This window comes from Pseudoalteromonas sp. S3260, assembly GCF_005886925.1.
Taxonomy (GTDB): Bacteria; Pseudomonadota; Gammaproteobacteria; order Enterobacterales; family Alteromonadaceae; genus Pseudoalteromonas; species Pseudoalteromonas tetraodonis.
Genome location: NZ_PNCV01000015.1, coordinates 31,821 through 58,810, shown reverse-complemented (window position 1 = coordinate 58,810; position 26,990 = coordinate 31,821). Strand labels below are relative to the sequence as shown.

General features: G+C 41.8%; 20 protein-coding genes. 7 read left to right on the top strand and 13 right to left on the bottom strand.

Annotated elements, in window-relative coordinates; translation table 11 throughout:
- Window positions 1-27 precede the first annotated feature (27 nt).
- Both trhP and CWC14_RS03415 read left to right on the top strand, forming a co-directional pair.
- Window positions 28-1,413 (top strand): prephenate-dependent tRNA uridine(34) hydroxylase TrhP, encoded by a 1,386-nt coding sequence (gene trhP / locus CWC14_RS03420; protein ID WP_138561301.1) that lies wholly within the window; start codon window positions 28-30, stop codon window positions 1,411-1,413.
- 10 nt (window positions 1,414-1,423) lie between these two features.
- On the top strand, window positions 1,424-1,669 hold the full coding sequence (locus tag CWC14_RS03415; RefSeq protein ID WP_138561299.1) for a YfhL family 4Fe-4S dicluster ferredoxin: 246 nt from the start codon (window positions 1,424-1,426) through the stop codon (window positions 1,667-1,669).
- Between the two features lie 51 nt (window positions 1,670-1,720).
- Here the strand turns inward: CWC14_RS03415 and nagB are convergent, their stop codons facing one another.
- The 6 genes from nagB to CWC14_RS03385 all read right to left on the bottom strand — a co-directional run bounded on the left by nagB (window position 1,721) and on the right by CWC14_RS03385 (window position 8,463).
- Window positions 1,721-2,527, bottom strand: coding sequence for a glucosamine-6-phosphate deaminase (gene nagB, locus CWC14_RS03410; protein ID WP_138561297.1), 807 nt, complete (start codon window positions 2,525-2,527; stop codon window positions 1,721-1,723).
- Window position 2,528: 1 nt separating this feature from the next.
- Window positions 2,529-3,401, bottom strand: a complete 873-nt coding sequence (locus CWC14_RS03405; RefSeq protein WP_138561295.1) for an ROK family protein — start codon at window positions 3,399-3,401, stop codon at window positions 2,529-2,531.
- Between the two features lie 2 nt (window positions 3,402-3,403).
- Entirely contained in the window at window positions 3,404-4,105 is a 702-nt protein-coding gene (locus tag CWC14_RS03400) for an N-acetylmannosamine-6-phosphate 2-epimerase (protein WP_138561293.1), read from the bottom strand.
- A gap of 21 nt (window positions 4,106-4,126) precedes the next feature.
- The gene (locus CWC14_RS03395) at window positions 4,127-6,565 is read right to left on the bottom strand and encodes a sodium:solute symporter family protein (protein ID WP_249928683.1); all 2,439 of its coding nucleotides are present in this window, start codon (window positions 6,563-6,565) and stop codon (window positions 4,127-4,129) included.
- A gap of 133 nt (window positions 6,566-6,698) precedes the next feature.
- A complete protein-coding gene (locus CWC14_RS03390) occupies window positions 6,699-7,403 on the bottom strand; it encodes a transcriptional regulator NanR (protein WP_008108685.1) in 705 nt (234 codons plus the stop codon).
- 82 nt (window positions 7,404-7,485) lie between these two features.
- Complete coding sequence (locus tag CWC14_RS03385; protein WP_008108687.1) at window positions 7,486-8,463, bottom strand: DUF4862 family protein; 978 nt, start codon at window positions 8,461-8,463, stop codon at window positions 7,486-7,488.
- Between the two features lie 157 nt (window positions 8,464-8,620).
- Here CWC14_RS03385 and CWC14_RS03380 point away from each other — a divergent pair, with 157 nt between their 5' ends.
- Window positions 8,621-9,409, top strand: a complete 789-nt coding sequence (locus CWC14_RS03380) for an alpha/beta hydrolase (RefSeq protein WP_138561291.1) — start codon at window positions 8,621-8,623, stop codon at window positions 9,407-9,409.
- A 95-nt stretch (window positions 9,410-9,504) separates the two neighbouring features.
- Here CWC14_RS03380 and CWC14_RS03375 read toward each other — a convergent pair whose 3' ends face one another.
- From CWC14_RS03375 to CWC14_RS03345, 7 genes are all read right to left on the bottom strand, one after another.
- Window positions 9,505-10,410: a dihydrodipicolinate synthase family protein gene (locus CWC14_RS03375; protein WP_008108691.1), complete on the bottom strand. Its 906-nt coding sequence runs from the start codon at window positions 10,408-10,410 to the stop codon at window positions 9,505-9,507.
- 17 nt (window positions 10,411-10,427) lie between these two features.
- Window positions 10,428-11,561, bottom strand: coding sequence for an N-acetylglucosamine-6-phosphate deacetylase (gene nagA, locus CWC14_RS03370; RefSeq protein ID WP_138561289.1), 1,134 nt, complete (start codon window positions 11,559-11,561; stop codon window positions 10,428-10,430).
- Between the two features lie 110 nt (window positions 11,562-11,671).
- Window positions 11,672-14,503: a TonB-dependent receptor plug domain-containing protein gene (locus CWC14_RS03365; RefSeq protein ID WP_138561287.1), complete on the bottom strand. Its 2,832-nt coding sequence runs from the start codon at window positions 14,501-14,503 to the stop codon at window positions 11,672-11,674.
- Between the two features lie 293 nt (window positions 14,504-14,796).
- A complete protein-coding gene (locus tag CWC14_RS03360) occupies window positions 14,797-15,939 on the bottom strand; it encodes a sialidase family protein (RefSeq protein WP_008108698.1) in 1,143 nt (380 codons plus the stop codon).
- A 60-nt stretch (window positions 15,940-15,999) separates the two neighbouring features.
- Window positions 16,000-18,603 (bottom strand): sodium:solute symporter family protein, encoded by a 2,604-nt coding sequence (locus CWC14_RS03355; protein WP_138561285.1) that lies wholly within the window; start codon window positions 18,601-18,603, stop codon window positions 16,000-16,002.
- Between the two features lie 337 nt (window positions 18,604-18,940).
- Window positions 18,941-20,257, bottom strand: coding sequence for a histidine kinase dimerization/phospho-acceptor domain-containing protein (locus tag CWC14_RS03350; RefSeq protein WP_008108702.1), 1,317 nt, complete (start codon window positions 20,255-20,257; stop codon window positions 18,941-18,943).
- Window positions 20,257-20,928: a response regulator transcription factor gene (locus tag CWC14_RS03345; RefSeq protein WP_008108703.1), complete on the bottom strand. Its 672-nt coding sequence runs from the start codon at window positions 20,926-20,928 to the stop codon at window positions 20,257-20,259. The genes CWC14_RS03350 and CWC14_RS03345 overlap by 1 nt, the downstream gene beginning before the upstream one ends.
- A gap of 359 nt (window positions 20,929-21,287) precedes the next feature.
- Here CWC14_RS03345 and CWC14_RS03340 point away from each other — a divergent pair, with 359 nt between their 5' ends.
- The 4 genes from CWC14_RS03340 (at window position 21,288) to CWC14_RS03325 (ending at window position 26,972) form a co-directional block, all read left to right on the top strand.
- Window positions 21,288-22,109: a TlpA disulfide reductase family protein gene (locus CWC14_RS03340; RefSeq protein WP_138561283.1), complete on the top strand. Its 822-nt coding sequence runs from the start codon at window positions 21,288-21,290 to the stop codon at window positions 22,107-22,109.
- A 9-nt stretch (window positions 22,110-22,118) separates the two neighbouring features.
- The gene (dsbG, locus tag CWC14_RS03335) at window positions 22,119-22,892 is read left to right on the top strand and encodes a thiol:disulfide interchange protein DsbG (RefSeq protein WP_008108707.1); all 774 of its coding nucleotides are present in this window, start codon (window positions 22,119-22,121) and stop codon (window positions 22,890-22,892) included.
- A gap of 237 nt (window positions 22,893-23,129) precedes the next feature.
- Entirely contained in the window at window positions 23,130-26,054 is a 2,925-nt protein-coding gene (locus tag CWC14_RS03330) for a TonB-dependent receptor (RefSeq protein ID WP_138561281.1), read from the top strand.
- Between the two features lie 120 nt (window positions 26,055-26,174).
- A complete protein-coding gene (locus CWC14_RS03325) occupies window positions 26,175-26,972 on the top strand; it encodes a response regulator transcription factor (RefSeq protein WP_138561279.1) in 798 nt (265 codons plus the stop codon).
- The last annotated feature ends 18 nt before the right edge of the window (window positions 26,973-26,990 follow it).

Here is a 26,990-nt window from a genome sequence, read left to right as displayed (position 1 = left end):
GAACCCGGTTCGATGTATGGAGCGCACATGTCAGCTGTTACTTCCTCAACCCCGTTTATTCCTGAACTACTTTGCCCTGCTGGTAGCTTAAAAAACATGCGTTATGCCTTTGCTTATGGTGCCGACGCTGTGTATGCCGGTCAGCCTCGTTACAGTTTAAGGGTTCGCAATAACGAATTTGATTTAGATACATTACAAATAGGGATTAATGAAGCACATGCGCTGAATAAAAAGTTTTATGTAGTGTCGAATATTGCCCCACATAACGCAAAAGTTAAGTCGTATTTACGTGATATAGAACCTGTTATTGCCATGAAACCCGATGCATTGATTATGTCAGATCCTGGGTTAATTATGCTAGTACGTGAAAAATGGCCCGATATGCCAATTCATTTGTCGGTTCAAGCCAATGCAGTGAACTACGCAAGCGTACAGTTTTGGGCAAAACAAGGTATTGAGCGGGTAATTTTGTCTCGCGAGCTATCGCTTGAAGAAATCAGCGAAATTCGTGCTCTGTGCCCAGAAACAGAACTAGAAGTATTTGTGCATGGTGCACTGTGTATGGCTTATTCAGGGCGTTGTTTACTCTCAGGCTATATTAATAAACGCGATCCCAACCAAGGCACCTGCACCAATGCATGTCGTTGGGAGTATGATGTTAAACCTGGCACTGAGAACGAAACCGGTGAAATGGTACATAAAATTGACCCTAAAACGGTTATACCTACGTTAGGTGAAGGCGCACCAAGTAACGATGTATTTATGCTAGAAGAGCAAGGTCGCCCGGGTGAATATATGCCCGCATTTGAAGACGAGCATGGTACTTATATCATGAACTCAAAAGACTTACGCGCCGTGCAATATGTAGAGCAGCTAACAAAAATGGGCGTGCACAGCCTTAAAATAGAAGGGCGCACTAAGTCATTTTATTATGTAGCCCGTACAGCACAGGTATATCGTAAAGCGATTGACGACGCCGTTGCAGGTAAACCATTTGATGCAGACTTATTTAAAACCCTTGAGAACCTTGCACACCGCGGTTACACCGAAGGATTTTTAAAGCGCCACGCTCATCAAGATTATCAAAATTACGAATACGGCCATTCAGTTTCTACCAAGCAGCAATTTGTAGGTGAAGTACTTGGTCGTAATGTTAATGGTTTAGTTGAAATAGATGTAAAAAATAAATTTTGTGTTGGTCATTCATTAGAGCTAATGACGCCAAAAGGCAATATTAGCTTTACCCTTGAGAGTATGGAAAACAAAAAAGGCGAAAGTATTACTGATGCTAAAGGCTCTGGCCATATCGTAAAAATCCGACTGCCTGACAACATTGATTTAGAGCACGCGATACTTATGCGCAACTTGGATGAAAACCAAGACACCCGTAATCCTTTCAAACAAGCTGTTTAACGGGTAATTCATGGCTTTATTAATAAACAGCAAATGCATTAACTGTGACATGTGCGATCCAGAGTGCCCAAATGAAGCCATTTATATGGGCGCTAAAATTTACCAAATAGATCCTGCAAAATGCACCGAATGTGTGGGTCATTACGACAAGCCAACGTGCGTCAGTGTATGCCCCATTGATTGTATAAAGCCCGACCCTAATCATCGAGAAAGTGTGGACGAACTGGCAGAGAAGTATGTGAGATTGATGGGTTAAGGGCATCGTTTGGTGTATTAAGTTGTGGTCAGTACATCAAACTCTCTTAGTTTATAAATCAGGGAAATAACCATAAGAGTCGTTAATTTCCTGGTTTTGTTGACTCACCCACGTAAAGTATTCTTTATTATCTAGCAAGCTGGCCGCCTCATTATCGACCATTATTATGGCATTTTGGTGCATTTGTAATATAGATGCTGGGCAGCTGGCTGATAAAGGACCGTTTACCATCTCTTGTATTGCTTGTGCTTTATTTTTACCGGTGGCAATTAATAACACATATTTTGCCTCCATGATGGTCGCAATTCCCATGGTCATTGCCATATCTGGTTGCGGTTCTTGGGGCGTAAATAGTCGGCTATTATCTTGTATTGTTTGTTTTGCTAAAGATTTAATGCGAGTGCGTGATGCAAAGCTGGATGAAGGTTCATTAAAGCCAATATGCCCATTGCCACCAATACCGAGTAATTGCAGATCAATTCCGCCCAGCTCTGTGATTTTTTTTTCAAACATCGTCCCTTGTTGTCTTGGATCTTGATGACGATTACAGGTGGGTAAAAAGGTGTTTTTTGGGTCGATATCTATATGATTAAACAACTGTTCATTCATAAAGTAACGGTAGCTATTGATGCTATTTTCATCAATGTCGTAATACTCGTCTAAATTAAAGGTGCTGACTTGGCTAAAATAAACCTCTTTGTTTTTATGCTTTACTATTAGCTGTTTATATAAATCAACAGGCGTACTACCAGTTGCAAGTCCTAGATTGGCATTAGGTTTAGTATTGATTAACTTTTTAATAAGCTCAGCGCCATTGTTGGCAACAGCGGCTTTATCATCAAATATAAGTACTTGCATTTTAGTTCTCGCTTAATTGTTTTTTAGCATAGTGATGAACACCAATAACATCGGCATTGGCACCCGATTTAGGTGCTAGTAAATTGACTTGATAAATCTCGGGTGCGTGTTGAATTTTTGCCGCCACCTTGTTAAAAAATAATGGTGCTAAGCCGACACTGCCCCCAATAACAACATTGCTATTACCAAAAGTAGCTTTCATATTAAATATAAGTTCGGCTACGGCTGCAGCGGCATTGTTAATAATAGGCATAATATCTGGGTGCTCAGCGTAGTCTGTAAATACATCTTTTGCGCTGATCGTTTTGTCTAATGCTTGGCTTGCATATTTTGCAATAGCAGTGCCAGAGGCAATCGCTTCCACACAGTTCTCTCGGCCACAATGGCAAGCGTAGTGTTGATTTGATAAGGTTTTAACTGTGGTGTGACCCAAGTGGGCGCAAAACCCATCGGCGCAGGTTATTATATCGTTGTTAAAAACAATACCTGCCCCAACACCTGTTGAGACGGTGATATAAATAAAGTTTTTATTATTCAGTTGCTCATTTAATACGTACTCTGCCCAAGCAGCTGCAGAGGCGTCATTAATAATGGTGACAGGCAGACCCGTTAAACTGCGAAACTGAGCCTGTAATGGTAATTGTCGACGCACTGATAAAAAATTAACAGCATCAGGACTCACTTGGCCAGTACAGGCAATATTGATTGAGCGTGCTTGTACCACCCAATGTTTAATTTGTGCATATACATAGGGTGCTAAATCATCAATATTTGTATGAATGATAGAGTCTACTTTTATAGCGTCGACAATTTGGTCATTATCAATAAGGGCACACGCTATTTTGGTGCCGCCAATATCAATTGCAATATCCATATTTAAGCATCGTCCTGAGCATTGTTGATACTATTTACAAACCAACTGGTGATATGTTCTACACGGGTAATTGCTGAGCCAACCGTCACACACAGTGCACCCAAGGCTATAGCGTTTGCTGCACGTTCTGGTGAGTTATATCGCCCTTCAGCAATAACATTCACACCCGCACTGACCAACTCGGTGACGAGCTGATAGTCTGGCTCATCGGGTGTTTGTGCTAAATTTAAATACCCCGAGAGGGTGCTTCCAATAAAGGTGCAGCCAGCCTCATGCAGCAGTTTACCGTCAGTAAAATCGGCGCAGTCAGCCATCGCAATACAGCCTTGGTTATGAATTTCAGCTAATAACGTTAATCTATCCACTGGTCGCGGTCTGTCTGTACCGTCAAAAGCAATAATGGTGGCACCAGCTTGCGCAAGCGCAATTACATCTTCAACATAAGGTGTAATTCGAATTTCAGTATCATCAAGATCTCGCTTTACAATACCAACAATCGGGACATTTACTACTTTTGCCACCGCACGTACATTTTCTATCCCTTCTATTCTCAATGCTTTTGCACCTCCCGCAAGTGTTGCCAATGCCATAGCAACAATATGTTCAGGTTTATCCATTGGGCCATTATCTACAGGCTGACATGATGCAATTAAGCTATTTTTCAACTGATTAATTAACTCGTTTTCTAATGCGTAATTTTTCATAACTTTCACTCTTGATATTGCTTAGTCTTTCATTGTAAACAAGGTTAATCGGGTTAAATCTTTATTGTGGGCAGGAAATAGTAAGCTAACAAAGTAGCCAACAATTAAGCAGGTTAGAATGCCAATCGTCCCGTACAAGTAGCCGTTAGCCCAGCCATATTTCCAGGCTGAAATCATTAAGCTCACTCCGCTAATAATGCCAACAATAGCGCCAATCGAATTTGCCTTTTTGGTCAATGCACCGAGTATAAAAATACCGCCAAGTGCCCCCATAAACATACCGATAACTTTAAAGTAAGCTTCCATTAGTGAACGGATTTCAGGATCAATAAATATAAGCCCGACAAGCGTGCCTAAAACCCCCGATACAAATGTTAAAATTCTCGCTAGGCTCATATAAGCTTTCTCGCTTTTAACGAAGTTAAATGGCCTAACAAAGTCAGTAAGTACTGTGGTTGCAATTGAGTTCATACTAGTTGAAACCGTTGATTGCGCAGCTGCAAAAATACCGGCAATAATTAACCCAGCTACCCCAATAGGGAGCTCATTAGAAATAAAAGTAGGGAAAATTTGGTCTATTTGAATACTCGGATCGAGTTTTTCAGGATTAAGTTGATAGAACGCATATAAGCCCGTACCTATACAGAAAAACAATAAGGCGCCAGGGGCAGCAAGAATAGCATTGGCCCAAATAGATTTTGCAGCAGCAGCCGGATCTTTAGTAACCATGTATCTTTGAACAACGGCTTGATCGGCCGTATAACTTGATAAGTTTTGCCCAATTCCACCCAGAATTATTACCCAAATAGATAAAGTGGTAATACTTTCAAAACTAAAGTCGGTGTTTACAATGGTAAATTTGTCATCTGCAAAGCCTATTTGAATGAAGCTTGTAAAACCATCATCCAACCCAGCAATAATAACAAAAAAGCAGACTACAGCCCCAATTAGTAGTACTACCGTTTGAATCGTATCAGTCCAAATAACTGCTTCTACGCCACCTAAAGTGCAATACAATAAGCACAATACGCCCATAATTAACACGCTCTCAGTTGCACTAATTGGTGTAACTGCAGATAAAGCCAGCGCAGTAAGTGCCATTACAATACCCATTCGACCAATATGAAATAATGTAAATAAACCACTGGCAAAAAGGCGTACTGACATATTGAATCGTTTTGATAAAAATTCGTAGGCGCTAGTGGCATCTAGTTGTCTAAAAAATGGAATAGCAACATAAACGGCAATTGGAGCAACGGCAATAATCATCCAAATGCCAATCAGCAGTACCCAGTTTGTTTGATACACAATGGCGGGCAGTGCTATGTAGGTTAATGAGCTTAACATAGTGGCATAGATTGAGCAGGCTGCTGCCCACCAAGGAATAGATTGCCCCCCTCTAAAGTAGTCATCGGTATTTTTGTTTTTAAACATAAAATATAAACCAACCATAACAACTGAGAGTAAATAAACCACTAATACCAGCATGTTTTGCCAGCCAAATTCACGAGCTGTATTGTTAATATTGCCTTTAACGAGTGTTGTTTTAGCGGTGATGGTATCGGTGACTAGAGCATAAGTGTGCGCTCTATTAGCCACTATGTTATGAAATGTATAATTTGAGCTTTCATAGTTTGACCAGGCTTTTGTGATGGTATTAAACGATTTAGCGTGACCATTTTTTGTAATAATTAATAAATGCGACTGGCCTAAAGCGGAAGCATAAATTAACGAGTTTGTCTCAACAAGTTGACTAGCTGTACGATTAACGATGGGCATCCAAGTATTGGTGTCAGGGTTAAACATATGCATAAGTAACGCTGAGCTAGCGTCATAACTTTTAGATGGATAGTTTTCAGAAATGGCATAAATTCGGTCATTTTTTCCATCATTTTGTATTGCTAACTTTAATTGGCGAGTACTAGTTGATGTAAATATATCGCTGTTGATCTGAGTCCAATTACGCTGTTCACTATCAACTGCAATCTTAAAAAAATACCATTGTTGGTCGAAGCCAGCTACATATAAATTATTTTCATATATTTGTGCACTGATCTGCTTAAGTGGACGCGGTAAATTAGTAAACTGAGAAGACACTAATTTTTTAGATGACTCATTCCACTGCAACACATTTACCATAGTCGATTGAATCGAATCTAACTCACCTCCTAATATAAACGTTTTCTTGCCATATTGTAGAGATATCGCTGCGGCTCTATTACCCTCAGTCGGGCTAAGGGGGAGCAGTGAGATAATATTATTGTTTGTTAGATCAAATTTAATCAGTTTGTTGTAATGACTATTTGAAATAAATACCGAGTCATTATTTGCGAAGTAAACTGTATTTTTATTTACTGTTAAGTGTTCAGCTCCCCCCCTTATGGGGTGCCAGTTTAACTGTGTTTGCGCAAATGAATGGCTTGATGCTAGAAGCAATAAAAATGTAATTATTTTTCTCATAGTGCAACTGTATACCTGTTTGTAGTGTATACCTGTTATACCACTAGGTTCGGCATAAATCTATTGTTTTAACATTTAAGATACAAAAAAAGGCTAAAATTAGCCTTTTTTTAATTTATAAAGTGTACTTATATCAGCCATAATAATTATCAAAAACATAGTCTATATGAGCTGAAAGTTGCGCATCTGCGCCCTCAACATCACCATTTTTTATACACTCAAAAATAGCTACGTGATCATCATAACTTTTTTTATTTAATTCCGCGGTATTAATGCGATCTGGACGCGAGTCAATTAGCCAATCCATTAAGGCTTGGTGAACAGCTAAAAAGATAGGGTTACCAGGTATAGAGGCTATCACACGGTGAAAATAAATATCAGTCCGTCTAAATTGACTATCATTTTCGATAGACTTTCCATTTAACTCTAGCGCTTCTTCCAGTTCTTTTATTTGGCTAGGTGTCGCTGATGCTGCTGCATGCCTTACAAGGCTTGACTCAAAAAAACGTCTTAACTGATCAAAATACTTTAAACCATTTGGTTGAGCCAAAAAGTCTTTAGACATCCCTGATAGTTCAGCAATTATTGTATCTGCGGATGGGCGGGTAACTCGGGTTCTTTCGCCACTACTTATCTTTACAAGACCTTTGCGTGCAAGTGCTGCGAGTGCATCCCTAATTGATGGTCTACCAACACCAAAAGCAGCCATAAGCTCTCTTTCTGATGGTAAGGCATCACCCTCTGCGATTTCACCTTGCCTGATCATCCGCTCGAGTTCTTCTTCAACGGTTTCAGATAATTTTTTTCGTTCAACTGGGCGAGTAACTTTTAATGTCATTTAAAAACCTATCAATTGTTTAGCTATTACCCTATCGTACCATAAAATAGGGAGTTCGCTAATTTTTAGCTGAAAAATACCCTTATTTAGTGGTAATAGACAAACGCGCGTGGTTTATCATCGCCACTGTTTCTTCGATGTAGCGTACTCTATTTGCTAACGATTGTTGCTGTGGCAAAATCGAAATTTTACAGCCAACAAAGTCTAAATTAGCCAATTGCTGCAACTGCATACAGCGATTTATTTCACGCTCATTGAGCGCCGAATCTTTGTTTATAGGCTGATCAAAAGTGTTTATTTGTGGCGGCATATGGCTATCTTTCCAGCTGCCGTAGAGTGCCGACTGACTGCTGGCTCCAGAAAATATCAGCCCAGTGAGTAAGCCTGCTTTTATGCAAAGCTCCATATGCTGTATAGCACCATCAGCACTACGTGCTTCGATTGCAGAGCGTCCCCAATTTATTGTAATGCCTAATGTATGCTTAGCGTGCTGGTTGGCTATTGTTAAGGCGCTGATTTCATCTTCTAAACGCATAAAGCCCTTTTCGCTGGGGTAAGTTTCACGTTGTGCATCGCAATGTTCAAGCACTAGTTTAGCACCGTGCCAATCCCAGTTTTGTAGTTCCTGCAGCGATTTAACTAATGCGCTTATTGATGAGGATGCCTGCGCATTTAACGTCGGTGCACTGTGTATTTGAATATGTGTCACCACAGGTTTGTTAAAGTGGTTATTGAGTTGTTTTATTGCTTGATTGGCTTGCCTATAAAAGTTAATAGCTTTAAGGCGGCCCGCTTCATTATTAGACGCAATACCAAAATGCGGGTCTTTACTAAGCTCTCCCATCGTGCCAGGAATACAGGTAATAACATAGCGCCAACGCTCATCTAACTGAGCATAAAACCAGTCATTATCAAATTTATGCAATTTACCTGTAAATGGAATTTCTAAACCATCAATATACGGATTATTTTTTAGTTGTCGGTAAAATAATTGCTCAGCCTGTTGATCCCAGCTAGCGTCTGATGGCACTGATGCGTACGCCCCTACAAGTACTTTCATATTATTCCTTTCAAGCTGTGTGCATTAGTGATGAGTAATACATCATTATTATTTTTATTCCATAAAGACAAGGTTTTGATGTACTCTGGTGTAGCTGTTATACCAGCGGTGCACTTTTAACACAACTGCTGATTTACAAAATTAATTAGGATTCAACATGCACATCTATCACTATGGGGCGGACTCACAACAATTTGGTCAGTTATTTCGTCCACAAAATGATGCGTTTTTGTCCGTTGTTATTGTGGTTCATGGCGGTTATTGGAAAGATAACCATAGTTTAGACAGTTACCCAACTAAACAGATTGTTGCATATTTAGCGAATAAAAATGTCGCGGTATGGAATTTAGAATATCGCCGTATGAATAGTGTCGGCGCTAATGTGAGTGCGCCATGGCCCAGTATTTTTAATGATGTTGCACAAGGCATCGATTTTTTAACCACCTTGGCGACAGAGCATAAATTAGATTTACGCAATGTGATGATTATTGGTCATTCAGCAGGTGGACACTTAGCAACGTGGGCGGCCTCCCGCGGTATGATAGATAAAAATTCAGCGTTGTACAAAGCCGAGTACTTAGCTATAAAAACAGTCATTGCTATTGCGGGGGTGCTTGATTTAAGGCGCCGCAATGATTTAGGGCAACCACAACAAATAGTAAAATTATTAGCTGGTGAATTTGCTGATGGGCATAGTCGTATAAAAAATTGTAACCCCGCACAGTTAATTGACAATAGCGTAAAATATATAATTATGCATGGCGATAAAGACAAAGAAGTTAATATAAAACAGGCTATTAGTTTTGTAAGCAGCAGTAACGAAGCTAATATTGTGTTCCATGTTCTAGCGGGTATTGATCATTTTACAATGTTTCCTAGTTTTAATGAGAACTTGCAAAGTTGGCAATTATTACAACACATTATTAGTGATAATTTAGCTTTATAGCTATAAAAAAAGCCGCATAAATGCGGCTAATAACGGGATAACAAAACATTAACTCCCAATAGTGCGCTAAGAAGCAGTGCACTACTTAGTGGTTATTACGCAGGTTGATGATCCATAAAGCCTGCGGCTTGCATTTTTGCAACCACATCTTGCTTTTCGGCATCACTTAGTGCGCGAATTGGTAAACGAGGATTGCCTACATCAATGCCATGCAGTTGCATTGCAGCTTTGCCTGCAGCGACTCCACCGTACTGAACCAGTGGGCGAATAAGCGCAATTACTTTATCCATTAATGCCGTTACTGTTTGTTGATCGCCATTATTGAACGCCTCGATAATATCTAAGTAAAGGGGCGCTGCGTAATTATAAGTACTGCCCACAGCACCGATAGCACCTACTGCTAGGCCGCCAGGAAGAAATTCGTCAACACCAAATGGAATATCAAACTTACCGTCACACACGCGTTTACAGCGTTGGAATTCGTACAGATCAACATGGTTAAACTTAATACCCGCAAGGTTAGGAATAACCTTGTCGGCTTTAATTAAAAATTGCTCCATATCGAACATCACGCCTGACATACCTGAATGGTAGTAATAAAATGCTTTGGTGGGCGCAGCGGCTGCGACAGTAGCACAGTAATCCACCAATTCATCAACAGATCCCGGTTTAAAGAAACAAGGTGCAATGATAGAAGTTGCGAAAATATCCAGTGTTTCAGCGTGTTTAGTTAACTCCAGCGTATCAACAATTGACAATGCACCGGTATGCACAGTAATACTTAGCTTCCCTTGCGCCGCGGCTACCCAGCGCTCCGCAACCGCTTTACGCTCGGCAACCGAGCAATTAAGCCCTTCGCCCGTTGTACCACAAATATAAACGCCTTTAACGCCTTGTTTGATAAGTAATGTTGCTAATTGGTCAATCACCGGTAAGTTAACATCGCCATTGTTATCAAATGGAGTATGGGGGGCTGCAATCAGCCCAGTTAATTTATTCATTTCAAGCCTCTGTAATTTTAAAATAGTGCTTTGCCGCCAATCCATGTATTTACTACACGGGGCGACGAATTTGTTGTAGAAAGAAGGGTTAAATCGGCGTTAGCACCAATGCTTAACTGTCCACGCGTGTCTGCAATGCCTAAAAACTCTGCGGGATATAAACTGGCCATATTAAGGGCATCGGTTAATGGAATAGCTAACATTTGTGTGGCGTTATTCACCGCTGTGATCATATTCAATGCTGAACCTGCTAATTGACCACTATTACTGGTTAGTTTGTCGCCAATTAAATTAATGTCATGACCATCGAAATGGAATTGGCTTTGCTCACTGCCTATGGTCGACATTGAGTCGGTAACCAACATCATTTTATGCGCTGCTTTGGCTCTATACGCTAACTTAGCTGAGCTTGGGTGCACATGATGACCATCTAAAATAAGCCCGCACCAGCTGTGTTCATCGAGTAACGCGGCGCCCACCATATTCGGTGCGCGCGACTCAAGTGCTGACATCGCATTAAACAAATGGGTAAAGCCTGTAGCGCCCGCAGCTAAGGCTGCTTGTGCTTGCTCAAAGGTCGCATTTGAGTGCCCTAAACAGACATGCACATTGTGAGCGACTAAGGTTTTAATGATTTCACAGCTGACATTTTCTGGGGCGAGTGTAACTATTTTTATGCCTAAATCATCACGACAATATATATCTAGCTCTTGCTGAGATAAGCTGCGAATTTGTTCACCGCTATGAATGCCTTTTTTAGGCTCGCTAATGTGCGGCCCTTCAAAATGCACTCCAATAATCCCTGGGGTATGTTGTGCAATAGCGTTACTGATCAAGTCGGCTGTTTGCGCTATTTTTTGCACGTTGCTGGTGATAAGTGTGGGTAGCAAACTGCTGCTACCAAATTTAGCGTGCGCCGTGCTCATTGCTTTTAAGGTATGTAAATTGGTATCTTGATTAAGTAAATAACCGCCGCCGCCATTAACTTGTGTATCAATAAATCCGGCGGTTAATAAACCTCTTACTTTTTTTTCAGTGGCGCCTTTGATGGTATCGAACGCAATGATTTTGCCATCTTCAATACTGATTGGGCGGTTAACGTGCAGTGTTTTGCCATCAAACAGTTGATCGGCGATTAATGTAGTGATCATGAAAGTCTTCTCGGTTTGTGCTGCAGTGGGAAAAGGTGGACTGAAAGTTCAGCCCACCTTGCATTTAATACTTTAAGGTATCAAACGGCTTACTTAAGCGAGTTGGATGACTAAAAGTTTAATTTAACACCGGCGTAATAGGCGCGCCCGGTTAAATCGTATGCAGTACCGTTGGTTAATGTCCCTTGCTGTTGATACTTATGACCCGCTGTTAAATGTGGCGGTTGCTCGTCAAATAAGTTAGTGATACCAAAGTAAGCATTAATTTGGTTGGTGAAGTTATAGCTAAAGCGCACATCATTATAAACTTGTGAGTCAATAGAATTAAGCTCTTCAGTCAACACGGTGTTATCGTTACGGTCTTTTGTTTCATCCCAGTAACGTAATTGCCAATACATATTGAAGTCATTAATTGTGTAAGAGGCATTAATGTTAAAGCGCAGTTCTGGGAACAATACTTCACCGGCAAGTTCTTGTTTGTCACCAGTTTCAAGGCCAGTAATGCTGTAAGTATCTAAAATATTTGCAGCAAAGCCAACGTACAAGTCGCCATCACCTAAATCAGTCATATATGATACATCAATATCAAGACCTTTAGTTTCAATTAGGTTTTCGTTTCCAGATGCAGCATTGACGTCCAGTGCAGCACCCGAGCGACCATCACGGCGTACTAAGCCATTACAGTTTGCATCAAAGTTACTTGGATCTGCAGAGTAACAACGGTTTAAGATAACGGTACGGTCTGTTTTAGCGATGGCATCATCAATCTTAATGTCGTAATAATCAAGTGACATTTGTAAGCCAGAAATTGACTCAGGCGTAAACACGATACCGGCTGTGAAAGTATCGGCTTTTTCTTCTTTAACGTCGGTAGAGCCGCTTAATAAACCAGCGGTATTTTGACGTTCTACTTGCGTTAAGTTAAATGCGCCGTCGCTATCGATACGATCTTGAATAGCGGCAACCGAGCGACAGTTTACCGCAATATTACCTGTGTCTGCATTGGTTAGGCCATCACATGGATCGGTCACCAGTGCTGCAGTTGCAGTACCCCCTGCGTATAAGTCGCTTACGTTAGGTGCACGTACTGCTGTTGCTACCGCACCACGTAAACGAATGCTGTCTGTAATTGGTGCATCTAACCCTAATGTCCAGTTTGTGGTGCTACCTACCGATGAGTAATCACCAAAGCGTACCGCAGCAGATAAGCTTAATTTTTCATGTAGTGGAATATGCAACTCACCAAACACGTCAACAACGTCAAATGAGCCTTTGGTTTTTGCAATGGCTGCGCCACGTACAATGCCGGCTTGGCGTAATGGGTCGGGAGTTTCATGGCCTTTTTCTTCACGGTACTCAACCCCGGCTGCAAAACCAATATCGTCAACGTCATTACTAACAGCAAAGTCTAACGCACCAGCAACAACAGCAGTCACCACAACTTGTTCAATACTGCCTTCTAAGTTGGTATCAGCAGCTAAATAATCAACGGCTTCAGGGGAAATACCATCAAGTGCAAACGGGTTAAACACCACACAGCCATTAATGCGCGCAATATCGTCGGCACATTGATAGCCGCCTGCGCCATTGTCTTCAACATTTAATGCATAGCGAGCGCGGTCTAAGTTAATGTCACCGTGGTTGGTTTGTTTTTGGTCAGTAACACCGTAAGTACCGCTTAATTTCAAGTAAATATCATTTGAAATATCATACTCATATTCACCGGCAACTCTAAATGTGCTGCGAGTATTTTCTGCACCCCGGTCACCAAATTCATAGAGGCGTCTGAATGTTAAACTGGCATCGTCAAGATTCGTGATGCCGTCGTTAAGTAAGTTATTACCCAGCGTCGTTCCTGCAAACCATGGGTGGGTTGCGATATCGATACCGGTTGTGCCACCTTTAGATAATTTAAAGATATCGTTTCGAGTATCAAGCGGAATCGGCTCATAACGTGCACGCGAATCGACACGCGCATAGTTAGCCGTAAAGTTCATGCGTGATCTTTCATTTAAATCCAGCGATAAACCACTGGCAATAAAGTGTCGTGTAAGGGGCGCTATCATTGAGCGGAAATCGTGAAAGTTAAATGCATCTGATGTAGCAGGGTCGTCAGTGCGGGTAAATAAGCTGCCATCGCCATTGTATTTATCAATGCGGCCACCATAAACATGCGACGAACCGACATAGGCAGAGGTGTCTCTGATACCGTCACCATCGGTGTCTACCGCATCTTTATGAACGCGCGAGTAATCACGATCACGCGCCATTAAGCCGTCATCTTCAGAATAACCCACAGACAACCACGCGTTACCGTCGGAAAAGTTTTTACCTATTGAAAATTCGATATCTGTGGTGTCTTTATCACCTTTGCCGCTGCGGCCAGCTTGCGCTTTAAATGCCACGCCATCAAAGTTTTTCTTTAAAATAATATTAACAACACCGGCAACCGCATCAGAGCCATAGGCGGCAGATTGCCCCCCAGTAAGTACTTCAATGCTTTGAATCATAGTGGTGGGGATCGTGTTTAAATCAACGCCGTAGCCAGAGCCTACAGACATACCGGAAACATAACGTTTACCATCAACTAATACTAAAGTCCGCGAAGAGCCTAAGTTGCGTAACGCAACGGTATTTAAACCAGAATCTTGCTCGCTGATATTAGAGCTGGCAGAAGTAGTATCGCCAACCACTGATGGCATTTTAGCCAGTAAATCACCAACATTAACAGCACCAACACCTTCAATATCATCAGCGTCCAGTATTTTTACCGGAGAAGCAGACTCAAAATCGCCTTTACTAATGTGTGAGCCGGTAACAATAATTTTTTCTACTTTTGCGTTTACTTTGATGTCTTGTTCATCAGCAGCAAGCGTAGAGGTGGCTAGCGAAGCAATACTTATCGCCAGTAGTGACTTAACGAACGTTTTTGATTTCATCATGATATCCCCAAAATTATACTTATTTTTAGATGTTTATTCATAACTAGCGTTGTTGTGTGATTACAAAAAGTACAACAAAGCACTGCAGCTACAAGTATGCCATCAACCTGTTATACCAACTTACCATTTGGCAGTTTAAATTGTCAAAGTTAAAATTTATTTTTTTACCGTTTATTTACATGAAAGTCGCTACATTATTAATTTTATTTAGGTTATTTATTAACTGCGGCTAACAACGAGGTTAATGCGGCTAGCACGAAGCTAGCCGAGGGGGTTATGAGGGAAAGGCTGGTTTACCTTGTATGGTTATGTAAGCTCACGCGTGCAAATGAAATAGCGTTATAGTTATCGCGTTCAAACATCACACCAATTTCACCACTGCCAAGCTGGCAAATAGAAGAATAGCCAAATGAACCAGTATATACAGAAGCTGCATGTTGCCAGCTACTGCCATCATCTTGACTTATTTTTAGTACCCCTTCACTGCGTTGCGTTGGGTTTACTGGGCCACAGTAAGCTAAGCCGCTATGTTGGCTATTGTGCAGCAAGCTAATAATGCTACCTTGGCACTCGGGCTCGGGTAAATCTGGAGTGTCGCGCAGTGCAGACCAACTGATTCCACCATCGTCACTAACAGCGGTTTTGCGCAAGTAATTACCCTGGTAACTGCGGGCATTGAGGATCACTCGGCCATCGGATAGTTCCGCCATTTGTGTTTCATTGGCATGTTCATTAACTGCAGCAGGCGCTACCTCACCGTATTGCCATTGATAGCCGCCGTCGTCACTGTATACCGCGTACACTTTCATATTGTCCCAAGGACCTTGTGTGAAGGGCATAATAATACGGTTTTTATACTGTCCGGTACGGAGTTGAATACCAATTCCTGGCCCCCCAGCATAGCAAGTCACCTCAGTAGGGCGTTTCACTTGCCGTGTGACTTCGACGGCTGCTGACCAAGTTAGCCCCGCATCGCTGCTGCGCTGCACAAAGGTGCGGCAGATGCGCCCTTGGTAGCCAGTTTCTACTGCCCCTTCGTGTACATTAGACGGAAAATTTTGCCCAGCATGCGACACCCATGCTGCGGGATCTGCTACTGCATCGGCTGTGGTATAGGGATACTCTTGGTACATTAATACTATATCGCCTGAGCTTGCATCAATTACAACCAAAGGATTATTTAAGGCATTATCGCCAGCATCGGCTACCAGAATTTGCTCGCTCCAGCTTGTGCCGTTATCTTGGCTGGTTTTTAGTACGATTTTATTGTGAGCATGATCTGACAATATCGCACGTGCTTCGCAAAATGCCAGTAGTTTACCATCTGGCATAGGCAATAATGCCGGAATACGATAACTACCAAAGCCCTCTGTTTCGGCCTCAAAAATATTGCGGATCACTGTGTTGTGTGTCAGTGAAGGTTGCACAGTACTCATTTAAAACTCCTCGGCTGCAAGGGTTAAATAATAGTGGTTTAAACGGCTGCAGCTAGCCGTTCACTTCATGGTATGAATGGTTAAGCCGTTTAAGCTATTAGCCGGTTTATTGCTAAATAAGGCACTGGCAAGGTAGCCCACCAAAATACAGCTTAAGATGCCAATGGAGCCAAATAGGTAGCCTTCTACTAGTTCAAATACCCAGGCGAGTAGCATAGTTATTACACCAAAAAATAGCCCAACCATGGCACCAGAGGCATTGGCTCGGGTGCTTATAATTCCCAAAATAAATAGTCCACCGAGTGCGCCCATAAACATACCCACTACTTTAAAGTACTCTTCCATTAACGAACGGATTTCGGGGCTAATAAATAACAAGCCAACCAAAGTGCCAGAAATGCCTACCAATAGGGTTAACAGCCGCGCTGCATTTAAATAGCCTTTTTCACTACGACAAAGGTTAAAAGGGCGCATAAAGTCGGTTACGAGGGTAGTCGACATCGAATTCATACTGGTTGATACGGTGGACTGTGCGGCCGCAAAAATACCAGCAATGATAAGCCCTGCAATACCAATCGGCAGTTCGCTGGAAATAAAAGCCGGAAATATTTGGTCAATTTGTTTGGTTGGATCGAGTTTTTCGGGATTCGACTGGTAAAAAACATACAAGCCAGTACCAATGATAAAAAACAGTACAGACGCTACCGGTGCCATAATACCATTGGTCCAAATTGATTTGCGGGCAGAGGCGACGTCTTTAGTGGTCATGTAACGTTGTACGATAGATTGATCGGCGGTGTAGGTTGATAGGTTTTGCCCAATGCCACCGAGTACGATGACCCAAATCGACAGTTTAGTAAAACTATCCATACTGAAATCAATATCAAGGGTTCTAAATTTATCATTAGCGATGCCACTGCGAAATATTTCTGCTATACCACCATCAACACCGCTGACAATATAAGCAAAGCATAATAGCGCACCTAATAGCAGGACCACGGTTTGTATGGTATCGGTCCAAATTACTGCTTCAATTCCGCCAAGAGTACAATAAATTAAGCTTAATAAGCCGATGATTAATACGCATTGCCACGCATCAAATGGCGTGACCGCTGCCAGTGCCAGCGCAGTTAATGCCATTACGATACCCATGCGACTGATATGAAATAAGGTGAATAACGCACTGGCAAACAGCCTTACCGGCATGTTAAAGCGCAGTGACAAAAACTCATACGCACTGGTGGCGTCTATTTTACGAAAGAACGGCATCGCGACATAAGCTGCAATGGGCGTTACCGCTAAAATCATCCAAATACCGCCCCAATATAACCAGTCGGTTCTGTAAACAATGGCAGGAATACCCACAAAGGTCAGTGAACTGAGCATAGTGGCGTACATAGAGCACGCATTGGCCCACCAAGGGATATGTTGGCCACCGCGAAAGTAGTCGTTCACGTTTTTGTTTTTAAACACAAAGTACACGCCAATTAAGACCATAGCGAATAAGTAAACCACCAACACTGTCATATTTTGCCAGCCAAAGGCGTCACTCGCCTCGGCTATTGCTGCCAATTTTAGGCTGCTATTAAATTTACTGGCTTGATGAACGAGTATTTTTCCATTCCAAGGTAATACTGCTATTGAACTTGCTGCTTGATGAACAGGCATAGCCAAAAGCTGTGGGTCAATGCTGTCATATTTTGCCCACACATTAGTGATGGCGTTATAGCTCAGCACTTGTGTTTGGTTGGCGCTACTGGCAAACACTAAAAAATGAGACTGACCAATTGCCAGCGCATTACCAGAGCTTAACTGTAAATTAGGTAACGCACTGTTAAACCCGCTTTGTGGCATCCAATATGGCTGTGAATTATCAGTATTATATTTCCATAGTGAACTTTGGCTGTCGGAATTTGGCATTTCTAAAGCAAATAATACATCTCCACGGCCGTCATTTTGGCTAACTAATGTAATTGCTTGCGGGCGAGGGGTTAATTTTTGCCAGTTTGCAGCTGCAGTATAGTGCTTTGGCTCACTATCTTGGGTAAAAGTAGCTAGCGCTGCTGTGGTTAAATCAAGCGCATAGAGTGCAGTGGTTTTACCTGTGTCAGTTGCCGTTATCAGTACATATAAGGTACTACCAACAAAGGCAGCAGAACCTTCACGCATAGGAATAGGCAGTGCAGGCAATGTATGCATTTCTATGCCAGATGCCTGATTACGACGCACTAGCAAAGTGTCGTTAAAGGTATGAGTTTCATCACTGCCACCAAGCAGTACTATGCCATTTTCAAAAGAGGCAGAGGCCCCATAAGCACGTGGTGAAGGCAGCTTTATGGCTGCTTTTTTCCAATTTAAAGCACGTGGCTGATTAGGGTTTTTCTCTGCAAGCCATATTGAACTGAGGTATTTGGGTGCGCTACTACGGGAGTTGTTAGTGCTTATTCCGCCAGCAATTATTAGTAATTCATTATGTACCCCAACTAGAGGCGCATAGCGAGAAACGGCTTCTACTGGCGCGGCTTGTTCACTCCAGTGTAGTGCAACGCGCTCGCCAGCATACGCTTGAGAAGTTAAGCCAAGCAAGATTGCCATAAGGCAAAAAATAACATGTAAAGCTCGCAATGAATGAGTACGTAAGCGCATTAAAAAAAGGCGATGCATAGCGGGTATTCCTATTATTTTTAGCAGAGTTTAATACACAAAGATGGATAACACTGCTTTAGATGTATACCTGTTATACCAGTTGTTATTTTCTAAATCTAGCAATACTAGGTGAATAGGGTGAATTAATTGTTGATGTTGTAGTCGGCAGGTAAATAAATGGTGTGTAGGGCATCGCTGGTTTATTAATAATATCAACCGCCACTAGCACGAGATAGCGTGTGGGTTGCTGCGCATGTATTAGCAAGTGCTCAGCATATTTTAATAAAACTGCTATTAACCTAAAAAATAAAACATGCAGTAACAGGAAGGTTATTGCATCTGGTTACTTCGTAACTTAGTTATTAACCTTAACGGGCACGGTAAATTCGGCAATAAATAACGCGTTATCATTTTTAAGAATGAGTGAGCCTTGGTATTTTTCAGCGATGCTGGCCACAATTGACAGACCAAGCCCTGCGCCGTTTTCTGCACCTTTACGCCAAAAACGAGTTGCCATATTAGCTAAATCGGCCGGGTTAATATGAGCGTGGTTACTAATGGTTATTTTTAGTGCTGTGGCTGTTAAATTAGCGGCTAAAACCACAGCTGTATTCGCTTTGCTGTACTTAAATGCGTTATCAAGTAAATTACGACACACTATAGTGAGCATGGCACTGGGCATACAGCACACTGGCTGGCTTGCTGTTATGCTATAGGTTAAGCGGGCGCTATTGTTGTTTGATTCTGTTACCACAGTAGTAATCAACGACTCAAGTTCCCAAGGCTCTGTAGTGTTTGGCGGCGTGTCGGCATCTACATGGGCCAATACCAGTAGGTTGTCTAAAATGGTATTTAATCTATGCGCACTTTTTTTAGCTTGCCCTAGTGCTTTTTGTTGGGTGGCATCTTGCGTAAGCTCTGCTAATTGTATTTGCGCTAAAATGCCGGCTAGTGGGGTTCTTAGCTCATGCGCGGCATTACTGGTAAAGTGTTTTTCGCGGCTGATCCCTTTTGCTAAGCGTGCCATTAAGGCATTTTGGCTAGTAATAAGCGGTTGCAGTTCTTTTAAAGGCTGGTTTAACTGTATCGGCTCTAAGTCGTGACTGCCGCGTTTTTCAAGCGCATGTATTAATAACTTTATTGGCCGTATTCCTGTGCCTATGGCAAACCAAAGTAATACCAGGGCAACAAAAATAGCTAACGCAGGTGGAATGAGTATGCTAATGAGCAAGTCGTGATAGAGCACATCGCGCTCGGCCACCTTATCGGCAATGGTAATTTTATATTGCGCAGTAATTAAGGTAAACGTACGCCACTTAGCTTGCTCAGAGCTTACATAACTAAAACCTTGGTTTAGGGTAGGTTGATGGGGAAACGATTGACTATTACTGCTGGCAATTATACTGCCTTGCAAAGAGCTAATTTGACAGGTTAGGCCTTTTTCAGTGTTTACCCCGCTGGCATTTATAATATCAGGGAGGCTTTTACTGAGCGCATCTTTGGGTACATGGGCTAAAATGTTACCTAACATAAACGCGGTTGAGCGAAGGCGCTGATCAAAGTTAACCGCTAACTTATTATTTAACCCCGATATCATCCACACACTGGCGATAAGCCAAAAGCCTAAAAATACCGCTGCAACCAATACCGTTAACCGTAAACGCAAGCTCATTAGTGGCTCACCTCTATTGTGCCTAATCTAAAGCCTAGGCCACGTATGGTTTCTATTGCCGGTGCGCCTAGTTTTTTACGTAAATTAAAAATATGTACGTTAAGTGCGTTACTCGCTACATCATCGCACACGCCATAAAGTACATTTTTTAACTGGCTTTGGGTTAAAATTTGTTGCGGACTATTTAAAAAGGTTTGCAGTAATAAGTCCTCGTTACGTGATAAGCAAACAAGCGTGCCATTGAGTAATGCTTTATGTTGCTCTAAATCGTATTGCAGTGCGCCGTGAGTAATTGTATTGCTGAGCCTATCGCTTGCGCGGCGCTTTAAGCTTAATAGCCGCGCTAATAACTCTCTTAAATCAAAAGGTTTTACCAGGTAGTCGTCGGCGCCTTTTTTTAATCCAATAACTTTGTCATCTATGGTATTGCTCGCGGTAAGAATAAGCACGGGGAGCGAAAAACGATTGTCACGCAGCCAGCTTAACCAGTTAATGCCATTACCATCGGGTAGGTTTAAATCAAGAATGCATAAATCAAAATTGCTCGATTGCATATAAGTAGTCGCTGCGCTTAGGGTACTAACGTGCTCAACGGCTTGCCCTTGGTGGGTTAAGTAAGTACAAATAGCGTCGGCTATTACGTCATCATCTTCCACTAACAATACAAACATACTCGCTACCCTGTTTAAAATACCCTAGCTAGAATACCTGTTTCCATTGGTTAAGTAACCTGAGCTTTGGATAATAAATCTATCTCAAGCAGCTATTTTCAGCGCTAACTGCGTTGAATTTACTTGCAATAGGCCAGCTATTGACGCGTAAATTGGCCTTGTTTTCACTGAAAATCTCTGGCTAGAGAAAATAAATTTAAATATAACTATGATTCAATACGTTAGTAAATCTCTTAACCATAGTTCAGGTTAAGTAACTGCTATGTGCTTATTTACTATTAATTTTTGCTCTTAATATTGGCTTAATTAACGCTTTGTATACTATAGCGGCTAACCGTATTTAAAGAAGATTTATAGCTATGTTAAGTATTTCAATTGGGCCGTTTGTTATTGCCATTTCGCAGCTTATTATTTTATTAGGCTTAGGCGTATTTTGGGGGCTTACCCATTTACAAACTCGTAAGCAACCACAGCAAAAAGCAATTTTAGATACGGTATTTAAAGCGTTTGTAGTGGGCTTTATTGTTGCGCGATTAATGTTTGTTTTGACTATGTGGGATGCGTATCAAGAAAACTGGTGGCAACTTATTAATATAAGTGATGGCGGCTTTATGCCTTCTTATGGCTGGGTGGCGGGTGCGCTTGTGTTGGCACTGTATGCGCGAGGCAAAAAAGCAGTGCTGAAAACCTATTTCATAGCGGCTATTGTCGCGTTGCTTACCATTATGGTGCCTACCTTTGCTGCCTCTATTTATAAAGCTGGGGTTGAGCTGCCACAATCTGCGGTATATAACCTGCGTGGTAAAGAGGTTGATTTACAGTCATTTAAAGGCAAACCTGTCGTTATTAACTTTTGGGCGTCGTGGTGCCCACCGTGCCGTAAAGAAATGCCGGTATTACAGGCTGCGCAAAAAAACAATCCTAATATAGCTTTTGTTTTTGTTAACCAAGGAGAGGACTTATTTACGGTACAAAAATTTATTAATGCTGAGCAGCTCGACTTACGCAATGTGTTTTTTGATCAAAACAGTAATGTAAGTCGTGAATCCGGAGCTGCTGGGCTACCAACCACGCTTTTTTATAGCAGTGATGGCAAATTAGTAACCAGTCACATGGGAGAGCTCTCACACGCGAGTTTGCGTTATTACATGCAAGCTATAAATCAACAGTCTGCACAATAAGGATGCCTCATGAAGTTAATTTATTTACTGCCATTACTAGCGTTTACCTCGCCCCTATTGGCCCAACAAAAAGCACTGCCTTCACCCCTTAAGTTAGTTACTGAGCAAGGCGGTGAAATAGTCAGCGAGTTTGCAGCGCCTGCCAACATGAAAGGCTATGTTGCCGACTTTAAAGGCCAAGTTATTACTTTATATATCACCGCCGACGAGCAATATTTATTTACCGGCCCTATGCTTGACGCCAATGGTAATAATGTAGGAGAGCAAGCGGCAAACGACTACGCTACAGGCCCTAAAGCGCAAAAAGACTGGCAAACATTAGAGAGTAGCCATTGGATAGTCGATGGTTCAGCCAAGGCAAAGCGAGTAATTTATACCTTCACCGATCCCAATTGCCCTTACTGCAGACAGTTTTGGCAAAATGCGCGTCCTTGGGTGGATGCGGGAGAGGTACAAATACGCCATATTTTAGTGGGTATTTTAAAAGCCGACAGTTTAGGCAAAGCGGCGGCTATTATGAGTGCCAGTAACCCTGAAGAAGTATTAAAAAAGTTTGAAAACGATAATTTAGCGCGTACATTACAGCCGCTAAAAAATCCCCCTGAGCAGATAAATGCGCAATTAATGAAAAACCATCAAATAATGATGAGTGTTGGTGCCAGAGCAACCCCCGCTACTTTTTATCACGATGCTAATGGGGCGGTAAAAATGCAAATGGGTTTACCGCCTGCCTCATTAATGACTGAGATCCTCGGCCCACTGCCAAGTAAGTCAACCAAGTAAAAAACCAACCAAGTACATAGTGTGCAACGTCAAGCCGGTAAAAGTTTTACCGGCTTTTTTATAAATAACGTTAAACATTGTTATTTACATAAGTTATTCAGTAAGTTATCGACTTTATTAATCGGCCATTAAGTTTGGCGCTGTAGACTTAGCAGCAATTTTTGACCCGCTATTGACCTTTATTGATAGCGCTGCCGCTAAGTATCAAAAGCGCATAAAACGGAACCGCACACTGTCATGAGTACTTGCAATAATCGTCCCTTTTCACTACCTGCATTAACATTTATAAAATCAGCACTGTGTTTATCTGTTTTATCTGCAATAGGTAGCGCGTATGCGGCGCAACCAGCCATACCTGTTAAAAATAATGCCGATATAGAAGTTATTGAGGTACGCGGTATCCGTTCCAGTATGGCGGCTAATTTAGATATAAAGCGTTTATCGAGCTCTGTGGTTGATGCCATAACAGCAGAAGATATTGGTAAGTTTCCTGATAAAAATGTCGCTGATTCATTACAACGCGTACCTGGCGTGGTGATTGACCGTGACGGAGGCGAGGGCTCATCGGTTAGTATTAGGGGGTTATCATCTGAACTCACCTTTTCTCAGCTAAATGGAAATTTTATTGCGTCATCACCAGGCGAGCCATCTCGTTCGTTTGATTATGCATTACTCCCCTCAGCCATGATTGAAAGCGTGGAAGTGTATAAATCACCAGAGGCACGTTTAGATGAGGGGGGCGTTGGCGGTACAGTATTAATGCATAGTCGTAAACCGCTGAGTATGGAGGCAAACTCTGGGATAATTAACATTGAAAGCACCTATGCCGATGTGACTGAAGAGTCTGAGCCGCAGTTAACCGCACTTTATTCTTGGAAGAATGAGGCTGATACTTTTGGTGTGTTGTTTGGTTACACCTCACAAAAACGCACTAACCGAACTCTTTCGGGTGGCACCGATGCAAATGTGTGGCGCTTTATTGGTGAAAACCCGGTTGATGTTAATGGCGCGCCGGTTGAAAACAATAATCAGTGGGGCTCAGTAAGTGATGCTCAGGGTAATAGTTATGACAATGTTTGGTTTCCTCAAGTGGTTCGTGGCTCAATTGTAAACGAATTACGTGAGCGAGAAGGGATGCAATTTAGCACGCAGTGGCGCCCAACAAGCCGTGTTGAAATTGGCTTTAACTATTTTGGATTTTCACTTGATAAAAATAGAACTGAGTCGGTGATTGATATACCTGAATGGTCTTTAAATCCTGACTTTTTAACCGATGTAAGTTTGGATGAGTCGGGCACTATTATCAATGGGATGCAATTTGATGCAGCTGCGAGTGGCGCAGAGAATGATATGCAATTGCCGTGGATGCGAGGCCGTTATGTGCGTGAAGAGTCGACCTCAGACACCTTTGATTTTAATTTAACCTATGAAGGCGATTATTTTAAAGCCCGTTTTGTGGCGGGCAATACGCGCTCTGAAGGCGGGCCAAAGGAGAGTTGGGAAGCGGCGTATAAAAGTTCAAACGCCGGTGAAAATGAAAGCCGTATAGAAAATGCATCGCAAACAGCGGGTTGGCAAATTAATGAAAACGACATTAGTTTAAATATAGACCCAAATACACTGGCTAATTTACTCAGTGGCGTAGGCGGTGGGCGCGATCCGGGTTCATCAAACTCAAGCTTTGTACGCAGCGAGCTTGAAGAAAGTTACTACCAAGGCGATCTAGATTTTTACACCGATTGGGGAATTTTAAGAACAATTAAAACCGGCATAAAGTACCGAGAAGCTACGCTGCATCGCGAAACCGGTAATACCTTCTTTTTAGATCCTAATTTTGATATTGCTGCAGGAGAAGCCAGCGAGGGGGGGATCACACGTTTTGACAGTTATCAGTGGAACAACGGTATGCCACTAGCACAAGATGTGTTTATCAACGAAGGTAATATTGCGGGTGGTTTTAATATAAACCAAATGCCCGGCATTGATTGGGATAAATACCGCGATATTGTGACCAGTCATTATGTTCCGTATACGCGTAAAGAAGATAATTTCATTTATGATATTGAAGAGCAAATAGCGGCGTTTTATCTGCAAGGTGACTTTGAGTTTAATAGCGTGCGAGGTAATTTAGGGGTACGTGTGGTGCGCACTAAAACCATGACATCATCAACCGACCTATATACTTATTTATTAGATCATATCAATGATGACACCGGCGAGCCGGTAACGGGAGATGATCGATTTGTTGAAGACTATCAACTTATTACTCAAGAGAGTACCGATACTCAAATTCTTCCTAGCTTTAATATTGCGTGGGATATAAGTGATGATGTAGTGGTACGAGGCGCGGTTGCTAAAGTGATGTCACGACCTGATTATGCCGATTTAGGCGCACAACAACGCATTACGTTTGTCTCAGATGAGTGGGCAGACGATAGAGCTGAGTTTAATGAAATTCCGGGTTTTAGTGGCAGTGGCGGTAATAAAAACTTAAAGCCATTTGAGTCGGTGCAAGCTGATTTATCTATTGAATATTATTACAGCGAAGGCTCTGCCATTGGTTTAGCGCTGTTTCATAAAACTGTTGATAATTTTGTTGTTCCCTTAGTTATTGACGTACAACAAGATTTTGCAGGTAAAGAGGGCATAGTTGAGGCAGGAAATATTACTATATCGCCATATAGCACTGTAGGCAATGGTACTGATGCTGTATCTAAAGGGGCGGAAGTATTTATACAGCATGCCTTTGATAGTGGTTTTGGTTTTTATGCAAACTACACTTATAACAAAACCAATAAGGCCGATGTAGAAGTGGGTGGTAAAGAGTTTGGTAAATCGCCACTAATAGGCAGTGCTAAGTATCAATACAATACCTCGATATATTATGAGGGAGATGCCTTTAATATTAGAGCTTCTTATAATAAACGCGGTGAAACTGTGTTGGGTTTAAATAGCGGCTTAAATGTATACCAAGACCCATACGAGCAAGTTGATGTAAATGCTTCGATTAATTTATTAGAGGATTTGAGTTTGACCGCTGCAGTTATTAATTTAACTAAATCTGAGTCGGTAAAGCGCCTAGGTAACGATACAGAGTCTCGGTTATTAAACTCAAGCTATTCGGGAAGACGTTATTATGCGGGCATAAACTATCGTTTTTAAGCTGAGTGTGTTGAGTTTAGGTAAACAAGCTGTTTTGTTGCTGTTTTAGCTTTTTCTTGTAAGTTATTACTTTATAATGAGCGTTATAAAAATTATAGAATTAATATTAACAGGATTGAAATGAGTGATTTAACGGCAATAGCCAACTTATCTATTTTATTAGTTGAGCCTTCTGAAGTTCAACAAAAGCTAATAAAAAAATCACTGGCTCAGTGCGGTGTTACACAAATTGAAACGGCCAGCACTCAAGAAAACGCGCTGGCTGCTTTATCAAATTATCACCCTGACTTAGTGATCAGCAGCATGTACTTAAGTGATGGCACAGCTGATTCTTTATTACAGGCAATACGCAGTAATAGTAATACCGAGCAACAGGCATTTATGTTGGTATCGAGCGAGCGTAATAAGCGCCATTTAGAGCAACTTAGGCAATCGGGGGTATTAGCGATTTTACCTAAACCGTTTAGTGCCGACGAAATAACCCGGGCGCTTAAAGCGACTTTAGATATTATTAGCGAGCAAGAAGTGGAACTAGAGCACTTTGATGTGACGCTTCTTAGAGTGCTTGTAGTTGATGACAGCCGTTTTGCACGAAAACACATAATACGAGTGCTAGCGGGGATGGGTATTCCTGAACCTGTAGAGGCTGAAGACGGTAAACAAGCGATCGAAATGTTAAACAGCCAATCATTTGATTTAATTGTTACTGACTACAATATGCCAGAAATGGATGGTAAAGAATTAACTGAAACGGTAAGGCAATCGAATGCGTACTCGCATATCCCAATCTTGATGGTGAGCTCAGAAGCTAACGATACCCATTTAGCTAATATTGCTCAAGCGGGTGTGGACGCCATTTGTGACAAACCGTTTGAGCCCGCTACTGTGCGCGATTTACTCTTTAAAATCATGAGCTAACTCGTAGCTGTAAAAGCA